Source organism: Colwellia sp. KU-HH00111, from assembly GCF_040362745.1.
Taxonomy (GTDB): domain Bacteria; phylum Pseudomonadota; class Gammaproteobacteria; order Enterobacterales; family Alteromonadaceae; genus Colwellia.
This window is the reverse complement of the sequence record NZ_BAABWO010000002.1, coordinates 533,131-549,868: the sequence shown is the minus strand read 5'-3', so window position 1 is coordinate 549,868 and position 16,738 is coordinate 533,131. Positions and strand designations below refer to the sequence as shown.

The 16,738-nt window shown below is 39.9% G+C and carries 10 protein-coding genes; 4 read left to right on the top strand and 6 right to left on the bottom strand.

Annotation, left to right across the window (positions count from 1 at the left end; all coding sequences use genetic code 11):
• Positions 1 to 259 precede the first annotated feature (259 nt).
• Positions 260 to 1,105 carry an alpha/beta hydrolase gene (locus ABXG98_RS06705; RefSeq protein WP_353537921.1) on the top strand — a complete coding sequence of 282 codons (846 nt, stop codon included), beginning with the start codon at positions 260 to 262 and terminating at the stop codon, positions 1,103 to 1,105.
• Between the two features lie 8 nt (positions 1,106 to 1,113).
• Here the strand turns inward: ABXG98_RS06705 and ABXG98_RS06700 are convergent, their stop codons facing one another.
• The 4 genes from ABXG98_RS06700 to ABXG98_RS06685 form a co-directional block, all read right to left on the bottom strand.
• A complete protein-coding gene (locus ABXG98_RS06700) occupies positions 1,114 to 2,901 on the bottom strand; it encodes an alpha-amylase family glycosyl hydrolase (RefSeq protein ID WP_353537920.1) in 1,788 nt (595 codons plus the stop codon).
• Positions 2,902 to 3,300: 399 nt separating this feature from the next.
• Positions 3,301 to 5,535, bottom strand: coding sequence for a 4-alpha-glucanotransferase (gene malQ, locus ABXG98_RS06695; RefSeq protein ID WP_353537919.1), 2,235 nt, complete (start codon positions 5,533 to 5,535; stop codon positions 3,301 to 3,303).
• Positions 5,536 to 5,619: 84 nt separating this feature from the next.
• Positions 5,620 to 7,929, bottom strand: coding sequence for a 1,4-alpha-glucan branching protein GlgB (gene glgB / locus ABXG98_RS06690; RefSeq protein WP_353537918.1), 2,310 nt, complete (start codon positions 7,927 to 7,929; stop codon positions 5,620 to 5,622).
• Between the two features lie 51 nt (positions 7,930 to 7,980).
• Positions 7,981 to 10,482, bottom strand: a complete 2,502-nt coding sequence (locus ABXG98_RS06685) for a glycogen/starch/alpha-glucan phosphorylase (protein ID WP_353537917.1) — start codon at positions 10,480 to 10,482, stop codon at positions 7,981 to 7,983.
• Positions 10,483 to 10,865: 383 nt separating this feature from the next.
• Here ABXG98_RS06685 and ABXG98_RS06680 point away from each other — a divergent pair, with 383 nt between their 5' ends.
• From ABXG98_RS06680 to ABXG98_RS06670, 3 genes are all read left to right on the top strand, one after another.
• Positions 10,866 to 11,333, top strand: a complete 468-nt coding sequence (locus tag ABXG98_RS06680) for a chemotaxis protein CheX (RefSeq protein ID WP_353537916.1) — start codon at positions 10,866 to 10,868, stop codon at positions 11,331 to 11,333.
• Between the two features lie 279 nt (positions 11,334 to 11,612).
• On the top strand, positions 11,613 to 14,147 hold the full coding sequence (locus ABXG98_RS06675; protein ID WP_353537915.1) for a glycoside hydrolase family 31 protein: 2,535 nt from the start codon (positions 11,613 to 11,615) through the stop codon (positions 14,145 to 14,147).
• A gap of 29 nt (positions 14,148 to 14,176) precedes the next feature.
• Positions 14,177 to 15,166 (top strand): glucokinase, encoded by a 990-nt coding sequence (locus tag ABXG98_RS06670; protein ID WP_353537914.1) that lies wholly within the window; start codon positions 14,177 to 14,179, stop codon positions 15,164 to 15,166.
• A 69-nt stretch (positions 15,167 to 15,235) separates the two neighbouring features.
• Here ABXG98_RS06670 and ABXG98_RS06665 read toward each other — a convergent pair whose 3' ends face one another.
• Positions 15,236 to 15,943, bottom strand: coding sequence for a DUF6445 family protein (locus tag ABXG98_RS06665; RefSeq protein WP_353537913.1), 708 nt, complete (start codon positions 15,941 to 15,943; stop codon positions 15,236 to 15,238).
• A 24-nt stretch (positions 15,944 to 15,967) separates the two neighbouring features.
• Complete coding sequence (locus ABXG98_RS06660) at positions 15,968 to 16,699, bottom strand: SapC family protein (protein ID WP_353537912.1); 732 nt, start codon at positions 16,697 to 16,699, stop codon at positions 15,968 to 15,970.
• Positions 16,700 to 16,738 lie beyond the last annotated feature (39 nt).

Sequence of the window (16,738 nt, the reverse complement as noted above, 5' to 3'; positions counted from 1 at the left end):
GATATTGCTGCATCTGTTCTCACGGTAGTAGATAAGTTTAATTTAGCTTTTTTTAACGCGCTTATGCATTTCGCTCAGGATAAATGTTATATCCTTTGTAGGGGGTAATTTATTGCCCCTTTGTCGGACTGAAGTCCAACCTACATGGGGTATTTAAATTATACCCATAGATCCTGAGCTATATATACCCGCTCCACTTGAAGATGCAGGATTCAGCTGGAACGGGTATGCATAACCATGCTTTTCAATGGAGTAAAATATGTTTAGAAAAATCATCGTTATTGGCATGTTAGCAGGAATTTTTTCGTGTACCGCCACGCTACAAGAAGACAAATTCATCACCCAGAGTGAAGTTTTAGAACGTTATAATGAAGAATTGATCAATAACTGGCAACAACAATTTCCCGGCCATAAACTCAACACTCTTTCATTAACCACCACAAACAACGAGGCACAACTAGAAGGGTTATATTTAGATAATCCTGACAGTGATTCACTAATATTTGTAATTCAAGGCAATGGAATGCAAGTGAAAGAAGGCGGTATAGCGATGTTAAAAACCCTATCACCTTTAGGGTTAGATATTGTTATTTTTGATCGCAGAGGCCTAGGGGCTAGCTCAGGTAAAGCAACAATTATGAATTTAGCTTCAGACGCTAATGAACAATACCAGTATATAAAATCCGTATTAAAACCAAATAAAGTGATTGTTCATGGCTATTCATTAGGGAGTTTTATTGCCACGCAATTAGCCAAAGAACACCCTATTGATGCGCTAGTTTTACAAGGCTCCGCTACCAATGTAGATGACTGGATAGCAGCAAAAACGCCTTGGTATATGTACCCTTTCTTAACCGTTAATATGGATCCTGCATTTCATTTAGCCAATAACCAAGTGATTGTTGAGCAACAATACCAAAATCCCTTACTTATTATTGCAGGTGAAGACGATCAACAAGTACCCGTTAGCCTGTCACAGAAACTTTTTAATGCTAGCCAATCAGCGAATAAAAAGTTAATTATTGTAGAAGGGGCTGACCATGGAAATATGTTTAAAGCCCCTGCAACAACTGACATTTATATTGAATTTTTAACATCAATATAAATGTCAGTTTAATTCACTTGATAGATAGCAAAACTCAATGGCGACAGCTTATCTTTTGTATTAGCAGTTGATTGGTAGAGCAGCTTTTCAGTTTGTGATTTAGTCAGTACATCTAAGCTTTGAACTTGTGTTGAAGTATTAAATACAATCACTAGTTTTTGTTCTTTTGCTTGAACTTTAGCAACACGCTCAATGGCAAAAACGCCTGGCTTATCCTGTGAGTACAAGGTTGTTTGCTCACCAAAACGTAATGCTGGATACTGTTGATATAACTTGGCATATTGTGCGAAGGCTTTATAAAATGTATGTTGGATATCAAAATTGTCATCGGCAGTGCTTTTGTCTGTTGCTAGTAAATCATCGTCATTGTAGCTAGCAACTTTTGACGGCATCATGTCTTGACGTGAGTCTTGATCGCCACCGTCACCGACAAAACCTTGCTCATCACCATAATAAATTACTGGAACGCCACGGCTAAAAAATAACATAGCATTGGCAAGTAAATTACGTTGAATTTGTTCTTGCTCACTGTAATTATGTTTACTTTCTTTTAAAAAGTAAGCAAATCGTCCCATGTCATGATTACCAGTAAAATTAACCAGCTGATTAGCATTAGTATTTTCAATATCCTTATGGCTCGTTTGATAGAAATGATCTTGGGCAAATAAATTTGCCAATTCATCAGACCCTTTTTGTTCTACCAAAGCGCTTCGAATGGCACCTTGTAAAGCAAAGTCTAATACCGATTGTAGTTTTGCTTCCCTGGTAAAACTGCTTAATTCCTTAGCGTCAAAACTATACACTTCACCAAACATAAAAAAGTTACCTATGCCTAATGATTTAGCGTGCGAGATTAATGCCGGCGAAAACGCTTGCCAAAACTCAGTATTTACATGTTTAACTGTATCGATACGGAAACCGTCGGGTTTGAATTCATCAATAATGGCTTTGTAAATATCAATCATGCCCTTAACAACCTCTGGGTTGTCAGTATCAACATCATCAAGACCGGCAAAATCACCGCGAATTGAGCTTTCGCCAACCCAATTAGAGTCTCCCTGGTTATGGTAAACATTCACATCATTAAGCCATAATGGCGTTTTTAAGGTTTCATTTCCTGTTGGAATAATAGGCGTATAAACATTCCCATTAGCTAGCTCGGCAACTGATTTAAAAGGGCAATCTTCACCTTCTTCTTCAATTAACCAACCCAAACCATCACCGCCATGACATTCTTTATACTTAATAACATCAGCCGTGTGATTGGTAATAATATCGAAAAACACTTTTATATTTCGCTGATGCGCTTGGTCAATAAAGTGCTTTAGATCAGCATTAGTGCCTAAGTGTGGATCAATTTCAGTAAAATCTAATATCCAATAGCCATGATAACCAGACGTGCCTTGTTGCATTGCTTGGTTACGCAATATCGGCGTTAACCAAATAGCGGTAACCCCCATGTTATCAAGATAAGGTAATTTTTCAGTTAACCCTGCAAGGTCGCCACCGTGATACATCCCCTTGTGGCTTTTATCAAAACCGCCACGAGATAAGGCTCGTTTTTTATCGTTAGCCGCGGCGCCTAAATCATTGCTTTTATCACCATTGTGAAATCTATCAGGCAAAACAAAATAAAAAACTTCGTCCTGAAAAGCGCGTTGTTGATAAGGCGCTAACTTAGCCGCTTTTGCGCTGCTATTTAATTGCTGTTCGGCTGCTTTCGCATCTCCCACTAGAGGCATAAACACACTAGTGATTGCAGTAATAAAAATAGCGCTTTGCACAAATACTTTCATAATAATCATCTCTTTTTATAGTTATATATTTTTCGTGCCTATGCACTTAACTCAAGACAAACAAATTATCTAATGTAGGGGGTAATTTATTGCCCCGTGTATATTTTATTGCTCGGACTAAAGTCCGCCCTACATAAGATGTTTAAATTTTCTTGCCTATGCACTTAACTCAGGACAAACAAATTATCTAATGTAGGGGGGTAATTAATTGCCCCATGCATATTCTATTGCTCGGACTAAAGTCCGCCCTACATAAGATGTTTAAATTTTCGTGCCTATGCACTTAACTCAAGACAAACAAATTATCTAATGTAGGGGGGTAATTTATTGCCCCGTGTATATTTTATTGCTCGGACTAAAGTCCGCCCTACATAAGAAACCTCTGATTTTTTAAATAACTTAATTTTTCGGTCTTGCTTGCTGCATAGCACTGGTAATGGCATTAACTGAGTCTTGTTGAAAGAACTCTTCCAGGGTGACAGGTAGTTTCTGACGCCAATTTGGGTGCTGATCTATAGTGCCTGGAATATTCACTTGTTCTACCACCTCTAGCACATCCTCCAAAGGAATTAATTGAATATGGCTTGGCGCCTGTGCTAAATATTTTTGCACCGCAACAGATAATTCAGTATTCATTTTAGCTGGCGCTTGTTGAGGAAACTTCTCTCTATCAATAACGTTAAGATCATCCAGCGCTGAGATTAACAATTGCCTATCTTCAACACGCGCGCTTCGCTCTGCCTGCCCCATAGCCTCACTAGGGTATAAGTCGAGTGTTTGTCGCCACTCAAGATCGCGACCTGTCCACCATCCTGTCAATGTAGGTAAATCATGAGTTGATACTGTCACCATAGACTGAGCTGGATAGAGCTCTGGACGCATAAACAAACCAGAGTCCCAACGTTCAAAAAATAGCACTTTATAGGATAATAAGCCTGCTGCCGCCATAATATCGCCAAAGCCATCAGGGACTGTGCCTAAGTCTTCACCAATCACCACACACTGTTCACGTCGAGATTCAAGCGCAATAATCCGTAGAATGTCTTCGAGTGGAAAGGTGATATAAACCCCCTCATCGGCTTTCATACCCGGTGCTACCCAATATTGGCGCATTAATCCTAAAATATGATCAATACGCAACGCTCCAGCATATTGCATATTACTGCGTAATGCTTTTACTAGCGGTAAATAACCTTGTTGCTTTAACGCCACAGGGTTAATTGGCGTTAATCCCCAATCTTGTCCTAAAGTATTCATGGCATCAGGTGGTGCGCCTACCGCAGCACCTGACACATAAACGTCTTTATCACACCAAACATCGACGCCTGAGCCATCACAACCCACAGCTAAATCAAGATATAAACCCACAGGCATACCCTGTTCACTGGCCGTATCGGCAACTGTTGTTAATTGTCGATGCGCTAGCCATTGTAAATATGCAAAATAATTAATGCGCTGGCTATGACTGATTTGAAACGCCTTGATTTCAGCGCTGTTAGGGTTTTGATAAGCTTTGGGCCACATTTTCCAACCATAAGCATGCTCATCTAGCTCCCTAAAATGTTCATACAAGGCATCAAAGGTTGTCAACTTCACTAAGTCTTCCCCCTGCTCAGCCTTAAAATCATCAAATTCTTGTCGCAAGGCGTCACTTGCCTGACCATTAAACTCACGATATAACAATGCAAGCATTTGATATTTTACGTGAGCAACCGCGGGGTAATCGATCAGCTCTGAAGCTTTAGCATGGGCAAGTGTTGTTTGAAACTCTGCGCTGCTAAATAACTGTTGTGCCGCGTTGCACTCATTAAAATGAGGCACTGTAGTCACATCAATATACATAACATTTAAAAAACAACGACTCGTTGGTGAGTAAGGGCTGCGATGGGATGGGTTATTTGGATATAAAGGATGTAACGGGTTTAAACCTATAGCGGAAACGCCTTGCTTAGCTGACTGTTCAACCAAATTGAGCAAATCGCCAAAATCACCCATACCCCAGTTATTTTCACTGCGGATAGCATAAAGCTGGGCCGCATATCCCCAGATTTTCTCAGGTGAAGCTTCTTGTGGGCTGTAACATGTTTGAGGTGCAAAAATTAAATGACACTGCGCCGATTGCTCACCATAGGTAATGGCTAATTGATGATAACCTTGCGCTAATTGTGGTAACGCTAACTGATACTTAACATATTGGTGATCATCTAACGGTGTTTCATCTATTTTAGTTAAGGTGTTCAAAGCTATTTGAGCGTTTAGCTTTTCACCTATTTCTGTTGTAACTTGCCATTCAAGGTAATCACATGCGCTAGCACACAAACTGACAACGATAAAATGTTCACTTTCTTCACATTTAGCTATGTGGGTGGCCGGCAACATATTGCGCCACGTCTGCTCATTTAATAATTTTATTTGCTGCTTAACAATACTATCGCTACTTAGATCGTACCCCATTGCTTTTAGTAAGCTTTGACGTGCTTGGTCTTTAGCAAACACTTGATTACCATAAGAATCAATATAACTTTGGTGGAACCCGACTAATTGGGCTAACTGTTCTATTAAGTGCGAACTTGCCTGTGCAGCAACATGGCACGAGTCTGATAAAATGCCCGCTGAAAAGTCTTGTGACGTCATATACTTATTACTCTCTATCTTCTTTGCTCACAGAGGTGAGTTGCTTAAAACTGGCTGTGTGGGTTTTATATTTTGATGTTGTCATTAGCCGCCCTGCTTGGTCATTGAAAAAACAACTGTGCTTAATGGTGGAACTGTTATGGTGATAGTGTGCGCTTGCCCCTGACACGAGCTGCTAGCACTGGTGACACCACCAAAGTTACCTTGATTACTGCCGCCATAAATTTCGGCATCTGAATTAAATATTTCATGATAAAAACCTGCGCTAGGCACCCCAACTGCGTAGTTTTGATGACACTGGGGGGTAAAATTACAAACCACAATAACCGCGGGACGCTCAGTGTTCCCTGCAGCGTCACCATAACGAATAAAGCTATAAATAGACTGCTGCGCATTATCATGCTCTAACCAAGTGAAACCTTGTTGGTGACAGTCTTGCTGATAAAGTGCAGGGGTACTGGTATACAAAGTATTCAAATCTTTAACGAGCTGCTGCACACCGCTATGCCAATGGATATCAAGCTGATGCCAATCAAGCTCTGTGTCATGATTCCACTCTTTTCCTTGCGCAAATTCACAGCCCATAAAGAGTAGTTTTTTACCCGGGTGGGTCCACATAAAGCCATAATAGGCACGTAAATTAGCAAACTGTTGCCAAGTATCACCGGGCATTTTCGCTAACATAGAGCCTTTACCATGGACCACTTCATCGTGACTTAACGGCAAAACAAAGTTTTCATCAAAGGCGTAAACCAAACTAAAGCTTAATTTGTTGTGATGATATTTTTTATGAATAGGATCTTCTTGCATGTACTGCAAGCTGTCATTCATCCAACCCATATTCCATTTGTAACCAAAACCCAAGCCACCTGAGTCAGTCGGACGAGAAACACCCGGCCAAGAAGTAGATTCTTCAGCGACTGAAAATGTGCCCGGATATTGACTATAGAGCTCTTCATTAAAGCGTTGTAAAAAAGCGACCGCTTCAAGGTTTTCACGACCACCATGAATATTAGGTAGCCATTCATCTGCTTTACGGCTGTAATCTAAGTACAACATAGAAGCAACCGCATCGACGCGGATACCATCAACATGAAAATCATCAAGCCAGTGCATGGCACTGGCACGTAAAAAATTGGCAACTTCTGTACGGCCATAATTATAAATTAAGGTGTTCCAATCAGGATGAAAGCCTAAGCGTGGATCTTCATGTTCATATAAATGTGTGCCGTCAAATTGTGCTAAACCATGTGGGTCACTAGGAAAATGTCCCGGCACCCAATCAATAAGCACTCCTAGGTTAGCTTGATGACAACAATCAATAAAATACTGAAAATCTTCACGGCTACCAAACCGTGCGGTTGGCGCAAATAAACCTACAGGTTGATAACCCCATGAACCATCAAACGGATATTCACTTACCGGCATCAATTGAATATGGGTAAAGCCCATATCAAGTACGTAAGGAATTAGCTGCTGAGCAATCTCTCGATAATTTAAAAAATCACCATTTGCCGCTCTTTTCCATGAACCAAGATGCACCTCATAAATACTAATCGCTGCGTTACAGGCATTACGTTGCTCGCGCTGTGCTAACCATTGTTCATCTGTCCATGGATAGGTTTGCTCGTTAGCAACGATGCTAGCGGTATCAGGACGATTTTGTGATTGGCTAGCATAGGGATCTGCTTTGTGATCAAGGAGATTGCCATGTCGATCTTTCAATTCAAATTTGTATAAACTACCGGGGTTAACCTCAGGAATAAACAAAGTCCAATAGCCACTCAACTTGCCATAGTGGGGAATGTTTTCCATCAGATGAATGCGCCCATCCCACTGGTTAAAGTCGCCAATAACTGCAACTGAACTTGCATTAGGCGCCCAAACGCTAAAAGTAGTGCCTTCAACTATGCTATTGCTATTATCTGTGACCGATGCTGAACGAGCACCTAATACACGATAAGGCTTTTGATGGTTTCCTTCATTGAGCAAATGCAGATCGAGTTCACCTAAGATTGCATTTTTCATGGTGGAACAAAATGCATACGCATCTTCAACAACCTGAACTTGCCCATTGCTGCTTACTTGTAATTGGTAAGCAAAGCGTTTTTTACGCCTGAGTTTGGCAACAAAAAAACCTCTTGGGTCTACTTGGGTTAGCGTCGCCAAAGGCTTTTGAGTTTTTTTATCCAGAATAACAATATGCTGTGCATCCGGCATAAAAACACGAATAACTAGTTTCTCTTCACCACTTAATCGAGTATCAGTAAGCGTTTGCAAACCTAGCAAAGCATGAGCAGCAATATGACGTGCTTGCGCGATGGCATCAACATCGGCTTGCGTGGTCATAGTGTTGGTTAAAATACGTGTTATGGTATTTATTTTTTTACTCATACTGTCCCTTTTATACGTCCATGGTTATCATGTTCGACTATTGGTTACTGTTTACGACTTAGTTAAGTGCCAAATATTGTCTACATAATCTTCAATAGAACGATCAGAGTTGAACTTACCCATCATCGCAGTATTTAAAATGGCCATACGTGCCCATTGCGCTTTATTTTGATATGCCTTACCTAATGCAAAGTGCGCATCAGAGTATGATTGAAAATCTGCAAGCACCTTGTATGGGTCACCTCCATCAAGAAAACTATGTTTTAGCGTGGACAATTCGCCCTCATGACCCGGAGTAAAATAATCCGTGTCGAGCCAATCTAAACATGCTTTAATTTCACTGTTAGTTTCATAATAATGCTGCGAGTTGTAACCTTTATTATCCAAGGCCTTCACTTCATCAACGGTTAACCCAAAAATGAAGATATTGTCACTGCCTACTTCTTCAGCAATTTCAATATTCGCGCCATCTAAAGTGCCAATAGTTACCGCGCCATTGAGGGCCAGTTTCATATTACCCGTACCTGATGCTTCTTTGCCTGCGGTAGATATTTGCTCTGAAACATCAGCAGCTGGAATGATTTTTTCAGCTAAACTGACACGGTAATTAGGTAAAAACACCACTTTTAATTTGTCATTGATACGAGGATCGTTATTGATTTTCTCGGCAATTTTATTGGTGGCATAGATGATTGCTTTCGCTAATTTATAGCCTGGAGCAGCTTTTGCGCCAAAAATAAAGACGCGCGGGTGCATATCTAGCTCAGGGTTCTCCAGTAAGCGACGATATAAAGCCAAAATGTGAAGCAAATTCAAATGTTGACGTTTGTATTCGTGTAACCGTTTTATTTGCACATCAAAAATAGCTTCTGGACTGACTGTGATTCCGGTTAACGCTTTAATTTCTTTGGTGAGCAAAATTTTATTTTGCAATTTAATATCCATAAACTGCTGTTGAAAATTATTATCATCAGCCAACGCAGACAGCTGCTTTAAGCTATTTAAATCTTTAGCCCAGTCTTCTTTGATAGTTTTGGATAACAACTTTGAAAGCAGCGGATTACAAGCTTTTAACCAACGACGCGGCGTAATTCCATTAGTGACATTGGTTAGTTTATTTGGCCATAAGGCATTAAATTCTGGAAATAAATCACTTTTCACTAAGTCAGAGTGAACTTGAGCAACACCATTAACTTTATGAGCGGTAACTACGCATAGGTGCGCCATTCTTACGGTGCGTTGCTCGCCTTCTTCAATCAGTGACAAGCGTGCGCGCATCGCTTCATCATTTGGCCATTTAGCTGCAACGTCATTATTTAAAAAAGCTTCATTAATTGCATATAAAATCGTTAAATGACGAGGTAAGACTTTATCAAATAAAGCAACAGACCATTTTTCTAATGCTTCTGGTAATAAGGTGTGGTTGGTATAGGCAAAAACTTTACCTGCTAAGTTCCAAGCCTCGTTCCACGTCATCTCATATTCATCTAGCAATACCCGCATAAATTCTAAAATAGCAAGGGTAGGATGGGTATCATTTAATTGAATCGCTACTTTGTCAGCAAGTAACACTATGTTTTTAGCTAAATTCAACTTGCCATGCTTGGCTTCAAAACGGGCAATAATGTCTTTTACTGAACAGGCACAAAAGAAGTACTGCTGAATAAAACGCAACTCTTTGCCCGCATCATGTTCATCATTGGGGTATAATACTTTCGAGACACTTTCAGCCTGAACTTGGTCTTCTAGGGCATGTAAATAGTCGCCATCGTTAAATTTATCCCAATCGAAAGCGTTATCGGCTCGACATTCCCATAAACGTAAGGTGTTCACTGTGTCGCTTTGATAGCCAACAATTGGAATATCCCAAGGCACACCTCTAAAGGCATTACCTGCATGCCAAATGGATTTAACACTGCCATTCGCCTGAACCACTTGCTCAACTTCACCATAAAGTTTAATGGCTTGTGCTGACTCTGGGCGACAAACTTCCCATGGATTACCGAACTCACGCCACATATCAGGTGTTTCAATTTGATGACCATCAGCAAAAGCTTGTTTAAATAAGCCATGCTGATAATGAATGCCGTACCCCATAGCATTGTAATCAAGGGTAGCAAGAGAGTCTAAAAAGCAAGCAGCTAAACGTCCTAAACCGCCATTACCTAACGCAAGATCAGGTCCTTGCTCGCATAAATCAGCCAGCTCGAAGCCTAAGCCTTTCAGTGCTTTATCGGTTATTTCATATAAATTAATATTGTGTAAATTATTCGACAATAAGCGTCCCATAAGATACTCAAGAGATAAGTAATTAACACTTTTAGCATCGGATGAAAACTGACGCGCCTTCGTCGCTTTCAACTTATTTACAATAATATCTTGCAACGCTAAAGAGGTTGCTTGCCAGTATGCCGACTTGGTTTCTTTTTCATCTGCAATGTCACCTAAGGTAAACTGCAGGTGATATTCAATACGCGAGGTTAATTCAGCGGCATCAATAGTTGAGCTGCTCGCAGTTGTCTTGTTAACTGTGGTTTTAGCTTTGGTAAACATATGTCGTTCTAACTCTCAATAATTCAGATAATAAAAAACCTATGTTTCGATTATGACTAACTGAGAAATTAGGGCAATGGACTACATACGTATGCAAAGATGAAAACGATGAAAAAACTCATGCATACGTATGTAAAAGGCGATTCATCGCCACAACATATAGTGGCTACTTATTTTTGACGGTTTAATTTACCCAAACAAGCAGCATCACCGAACCTGATTGTTATCAAACATATTTTCAATAGTCATAATATTTTGCACTCATTTGCTAGTGAAAAACTATTTTTTAATTTTTGTACTATAGTTTATGAGTGAAGGAAATAACTTCGATACTGCAGCAAGATAATTCCGCTCCAATCTGAATCACTAAAAAGGCTTAAACAATGAATGTAGAGTTTATTAACCCGTTTTTAAATGCACTGTTGAATGTTGTTGGTATGATGGGACATACAGAATTAATTGCCGAAAGCCCTAGATTAAAAAAGAATGATATTTCGATGGGAGATGTCTCAGGACTTATTGGTATGGTTGGTCCACAAACGAAAGGCTCACTCTCAATCACTTTTGAAAAATCATTAGCGCTGAGGATTATGCAACGTATGCTCGGCGAAAAAACCAAAGAAATAAATGAAGACGTTACTGACATGGTGGGTGAAATAACTAATATGGTAACGGGAGGAGCAAAAAAAGAGCTAGGTAAAAAGGGCTATGATTTTGATATGGCGACCCCGATCGTAGTGTCAGGTAAAAACCATACCATTGATCATAAACATAAAAGTAAAGGTCATGTCATTATTATTCCTTTTAAGTCTGACTCAGGCAGAGCATTTATTGAAATCTGTTTTGAATAAAACACTTTAACCTATATGGACCCTCTGTGATTGCAAGACACTTAAACCCAATACTCCCAGCCACCTGAGCAAATCGTGATCATCTATTCTTATGGATTACCATTAAGTAATTACAACTGCATCAATGTGTATATCAGCTCAACTCTTTCTCTGGTGCGTTTTTCATTAAGAAGATCCTAAACATGCATTTAACATGGCACTGCATACGTATTCAAAAGGCAGTATAATCCGTGCGAGGTTATTATCGGTAGTAAAACACATATTATTTAAGGATCTCCTTTGCGCTTTTTGACCTTGTTTGCCTTACTGAGAACATCTCTCTGGATTACATTATTTTTTGGCCAAGCCTTTGTTTGTGCAAACGCAGAAAACACGCCAACAAATAATTATGTTAGCCATCAACTCATTGATAATGCTCTAGTGGTTAGCACCACGCAAGGACAGGTAACTTTAAGTGCTTATGGGCCACAAGCGATTGAAGTTCACTATGCGCCAAGCCGTGCAACAACAGCGGCTAATATATCCACCGACATTTTAGCGAAAAATGCAGCTAATTTACCTTCATTTGCGATTAAAGAAGCGGCAAAAAAACACGCTTTAGCCCTAGAAAACACCAAACACTCCTTAACTTTTTCTAGTGACAAGTTAAGTGCAATAATCACTAAACATCCTTTTAACATTGCTTTTTACACTTTAAAAGATAACCAGAAACAGCTGTTGTTAGCACAAGAGCGCGGTTATTTTACCGGAACCGCGCAAGAGAATGATCAGCAACACCCAGTGCAAGGCTTTCGTTTTTCATTAACCGAACATGAAAAGCTATTAGGCGGTGGTGAACGAGTACTAGGGATGGATAGACGCGGCCAGCGCATGCCATTATATAACCGAGCGCATTATGGTTACGAAACTCGCTCAACACAAATGAATTTCAGTATACCTGCGGTATTATCAAGTAATAAGTACATCGTCTTATTCGATAACTCAGCTAAAGGATGGATGGATTTAGGTAAATCTGAACAAAACATCCTGCAATTTGAAGCTGTTTCAGGGCGCATGGCTTACCTTGTTTTTGCTGGTGAAACCTACCCTGAATTAATCAAAAATTATGTTGAGGTGACTGGCAAACAACCCATGCCACCGCGCTGGGCGCTTGGTAATTACGCTTCTCGTTTCGGTTATCGCAGCGAACAAGAAGTTCGTAAAACCGTGAACAAATTTATCGAATTAGATTTTCCGTTAGACGCACTAATCCTTGATCTATATTGGTTTGGTAAAGACATAAAAGGCCACATGGGTAATTTAGATTGGGATAAAGCAACATTTCCAACCCCAAAAAGTATGATCTCAGATCTTAATAAACAAGGGGTAAAAACTGTATTGATCACAGAGCCTTTTGTGTTAACCAGCTCAACCAAATGGGCTGATGCTACAAAGAGCCAAGCCTTAGCAAAAGGTGGTGATGGCAAACCAAAACGTTTTGATTTTTACTTTGGTAATACCGGCTTAATTGATGTTTTTAATGATGATGGCAAAGATTGGTTTAACGCTATTTATCAAGGTTTACATCAACAAGGTGTCGCCGGCTGGTGGGGCGATTTAGGCGAGCCAGAAGTTCATCCTAGCGATACCTTGCATACTTTAGCTGATGGCAGCGTAGTTAATGGCGATGCTATTCATAATGTTTACGGTCATCAATGGGCAAAAATGGTTTACGAAAACCAATTAACGTTAACACCAAATAAACGCCCTTTCATTCTTATGCGCTCAGGGTTTGCTGGCTCACAGCGTTACGGTATGATCCCGTGGACGGGAGATGTCAATCGCTCCTGGGGCGGGCTCAAACCGCAAGTTGAGTTGAGTTTACAAATGGGCTTGCTTGGCATGGCATACACTCATTCGGATTTAGGGGGCTTTGCTGGGGGTGAAACATTCAATAAAGAAATGTATATCCGCTGGTTACAATATGGCGTTTTCCAACCAATTTACCGTCCACACGCACAAGATAATATAGCTCCTGAAGTCGTCTTTCACGACAAGGAAACTCAAGCTATTTTACGTAACTTTATTAAGCTTAGATACCAGTTATTACCCTATAACTACACCCTAGCTTATCAAAACAGTACGACAGGCATGCCGCTTATGCGCCCATTGTTCTTTGAGCAAGCATCACTGCCAACAAGTAAAAATGAGGCAACAATCAACTTAATGGATAATGCTACCAGTTACCTTTGGGGTGATGCCTTTTTAGTCACTCCGGTGGTTGATGCAAACGTAAAATCAGTTTCAGTGCCTTTACCAAAAGGCGTTTGGTTTGATTATTTTAACGGTGATAGACATCTAGGCAATCATACGGTTGATATTGCAACAAGCTTAGAAACCCTGCCGGTACTGGTTCGCGCAGGTTCATTTATTCCTATGATAGACGCTATTCAATCAACTAAAGATTATGACAACACTAAGCTAACACTTCACTACTATCACGATAAATCAGTTAACCACAGTGTTGGTGAAATGTATGAAGATGATGGTGAAATGTTTCAAGCTAACACCCAAGATTTATTTGAGTTATTATCTTTTAAAGCCAATCAGCAAAGTGGTCAGTTAGCGATTCATCTTTCTAGGAATGCTCATCACTATGTTGGTATGCCCAAAAGTAGGCAAATGACCTTGGTCATTCATAACTGGCAAAATAGCCCGGCAAAGGTAATGCTCAATAACAAAGTGATAAACGATCTTAGCTGGGATAAAACAACACGAACGTTAACCGTTAATTTTGTTTGGCAACACCAAGATTTAACCCTAAACGTACAGTAAAAAATATCGCAATTAAGTGAGTCTAAATAATGAACACAACCACAAAAAAAACCATTAACTTAATTGCCGATATTGGCGGCACTAATATTCGTATAGCGCAAGCTGAACAGTCATGCGCTGCAAAATATAAAGAAATTGAAACCTACCGCTGTGCTGAATTTGCTAGTTTAGCCGATGTAATCTCGCTTTATATAGAGAAAAAGCAGCTGCATGATAATGTTATCAATGCTTGTTTAGCCATAGCCTGCCCAACAGACAACGATATTATTTCGATGACCAACTTACCTTGGCAGTTTTCACAAAAAGCACTCGTTGAAACGCTAAAGCTAAATAGCTTAACTATGATCAATGACTATACCGCTATTGCCATGGCTATTCCGCTATTAAATGACAGTCAAAAAGTAAAAATTGGCGGTGGCCAAACCGTTACCAATAAACCTATTTCAGTGTGCGGGCCAGGCACAGGGTTGGGTGTTGCCAATTTAGTCCCGATTTCAGTCGCCGGAAATAATCAATGGCATTGTGTTAGCGGCGAAGGAGGTCATGTCGATTTTGCCCCTGTCGGCGAAATGGAAATTGCAGTATTGCGGTATTTAAACACTATAAAAAACCGCGTTTCATATGAACAATTGCTTTCAGGCTATGGTTTAGAGCAAATCTATCAAGCCTTGGTTAATATTGACGATGATGATGAAGAGGCTCGTTTATCGGCTCAAGAAATAAGTAAACGAGGTGTTGAAGGTACGTGTATTATGTGTCGTCAAAGCATGCTCATTTTTTGTCAAGTACTCGGCAGTTTTGCGGGCAATTTAGCCCTAATTATGAACAGCCAGGGCGGTGTATATATTGCTGGCGGTATCGTACCGCGTTTTATTGATTTTCTTAAAGAAAGTAAATTTAGAGAACGCTTTGAAAGTAAAGGGCGTTTATCACATATTACTCAGCAAACACCTACTTACGTTATTACAGAAGCGCAACCGGGTTTACTAGGCGCTGCTGCGTATATATTGCAACAATAAGCTATTGCAGCAATATCGCTTTAATAACAGTCAGAAGACTGTGAGTGATTGCCTGAATGATTGAGTTAATCATTCAAAAACAATGAAACTACCAATGGTTAACCTGCCTTTTTTAGGGTCTGATGATAATCCTACTAATGGGTTTATGTTACCCGAGTGCAACAAGTTACTTGGGTAAATAACGGCTCTATTCATACTCGCATTTACCGAATATATTTGCTCGAACATATTATTGCTACCTTGAATATAGCAGGGGTTTAAATGTAACTGATTCTCCATAGCTTCTTTTTTCAACTGAGTTCCATAGCCAAGTAAACGCGCTGCAGTAATAGTTTCGAATGCACTAGCACGGTGTCGATAAAAAGCGGTACCACCATGCTCTGGTTCACATAAGTAATGTACCACTGCTAACTGGTTACTCTGTGTTGTATCAAAGTGTGGCACCATTTGCATCGGCCTTAACTGCTCGGGCGCTTGATCAGAAATAGCAAAAGCCGATAATACAGCCGTAGCATATTGAGCATTCTCAAAGCCAAAAAATGATTTAAATAGTGGGAAGTATTGTGAACAAAGCTGCTCGGCATAGCTGGCTTTCGTCTGTTTTCGCTTTCCGGGGTAATAGTTTTTAACATCCGAACTAAATAATGAGCCATCTCCTGCTTCTTCGATAAGCGTCTGATAGTCTTTTGCAAAGTTATCAATGATTAGTACAGGCGTATTTTCTTGCCCGATGCTAACTTTAGTTATGCTAGTCTGATTTAACGCAACATTACTCATGGACACCCTCAATAGCACTCGTTATCAATGCTCAAGCCGATTATTTTTTAAGTCAATCAAAGTCTGTACTTGCCCCAATGAGTTACTCAAAATCTGTATTGCGGCCAATAAGCCTAATTTATGAAGTTGTAATATCTGCTCATCAACTAACTTAGCTAACGCCTCTTTGTTTACCGTATATAAACCATTTAACCGCGTTGATGTTTGATTTTTAAAGGTGATTTTTAATGATAGCGATTGCAATAAATCCATAGCTTGTAAGTTTTCAATTAAACGTTTGCTTTCTGCTTCGCCGCTAAGTAATTCTGCTAGACAGGCTTTAGTTTGTTGAAAGTAATCCGAATCTAGTCCGCGTTCATCAAACAAGTTCATGCCCCCTTCAGACGTAATCGCAGGACTTTCACTATCAACACAAACGATGTGATCAATATTGTCTGACTGTACTTTATGATGTGTAATAGGATTGCCAACAAAGAAAGGTTGACGCCTAATATGTAAAGGTAAATAAAGACCTTGCCACTCGCCATTGCTCCAAAATAAATTTTCTCCCGTTTCAAAGCCTAATAAAGCGATACAGACGAACTCACCGGTTTCACCATCTTTAGTAATGGCGAGCGGGTATTGTGTGGCTGCACTTGAAAACTCTGACAGAACTACAGGGATCATATTTAGCTTTGCCCCATGTAAAGCCAATTTACGGATATCTATCTGTAACGTTCGGTGATTTTTATTATCTACTGCAACTAGATTTGCCATTTATATTTCTCTTTTATCGCTGTTTATAAAATTACCCAC

Excerpts from the sequence above, each read along its gene's own strand:
- ABXG98_RS06705 (WP_353537921.1), top strand. The coding sequence starts at position 260 with ATGTTTAGAAAAATCATCGTTATTGGCATGTTAGCAGGAATTTTTTCG.
- malQ (WP_353537919.1), bottom strand. The coding sequence starts at position 5,535 with ATGACGTCACAAGACTTTTCAGCGGGCATTTTATCAGACTCGTGCCAT.
- ABXG98_RS06660 (WP_353537912.1), bottom strand. The coding sequence starts at position 16,699 with ATGGCAAATCTAGTTGCAGTAGATAATAAAAATCACCGAACGTTACAG.
- glgB (WP_353537918.1), bottom strand. The coding sequence starts at position 7,929 with ATGAGTAAAAAAATAAATACCATAACACGTATTTTAACCAACACTATG.
- ABXG98_RS06680 (WP_353537916.1), top strand. The coding sequence starts at position 10,866 with ATGAATGTAGAGTTTATTAACCCGTTTTTAAATGCACTGTTGAATGTT.
- ABXG98_RS06665 (WP_353537913.1), bottom strand. The coding sequence starts at position 15,943 with ATGAGTAATGTTGCGTTAAATCAGACTAGCATAACTAAAGTTAGCATC.
- ABXG98_RS06685 (WP_353537917.1), bottom strand. The coding sequence starts at position 10,482 with ATGTTTACCAAAGCTAAAACCACAGTTAACAAGACAACTGCGAGCAGC.
- ABXG98_RS06670 (WP_353537914.1), top strand. The coding sequence starts at position 14,177 with ATGAACACAACCACAAAAAAAACCATTAACTTAATTGCCGATATTGGC.
- ABXG98_RS06700 (WP_353537920.1), bottom strand. The coding sequence starts at position 2,901 with ATGAAAGTATTTGTGCAAAGCGCTATTTTTATTACTGCAATCACTAGT.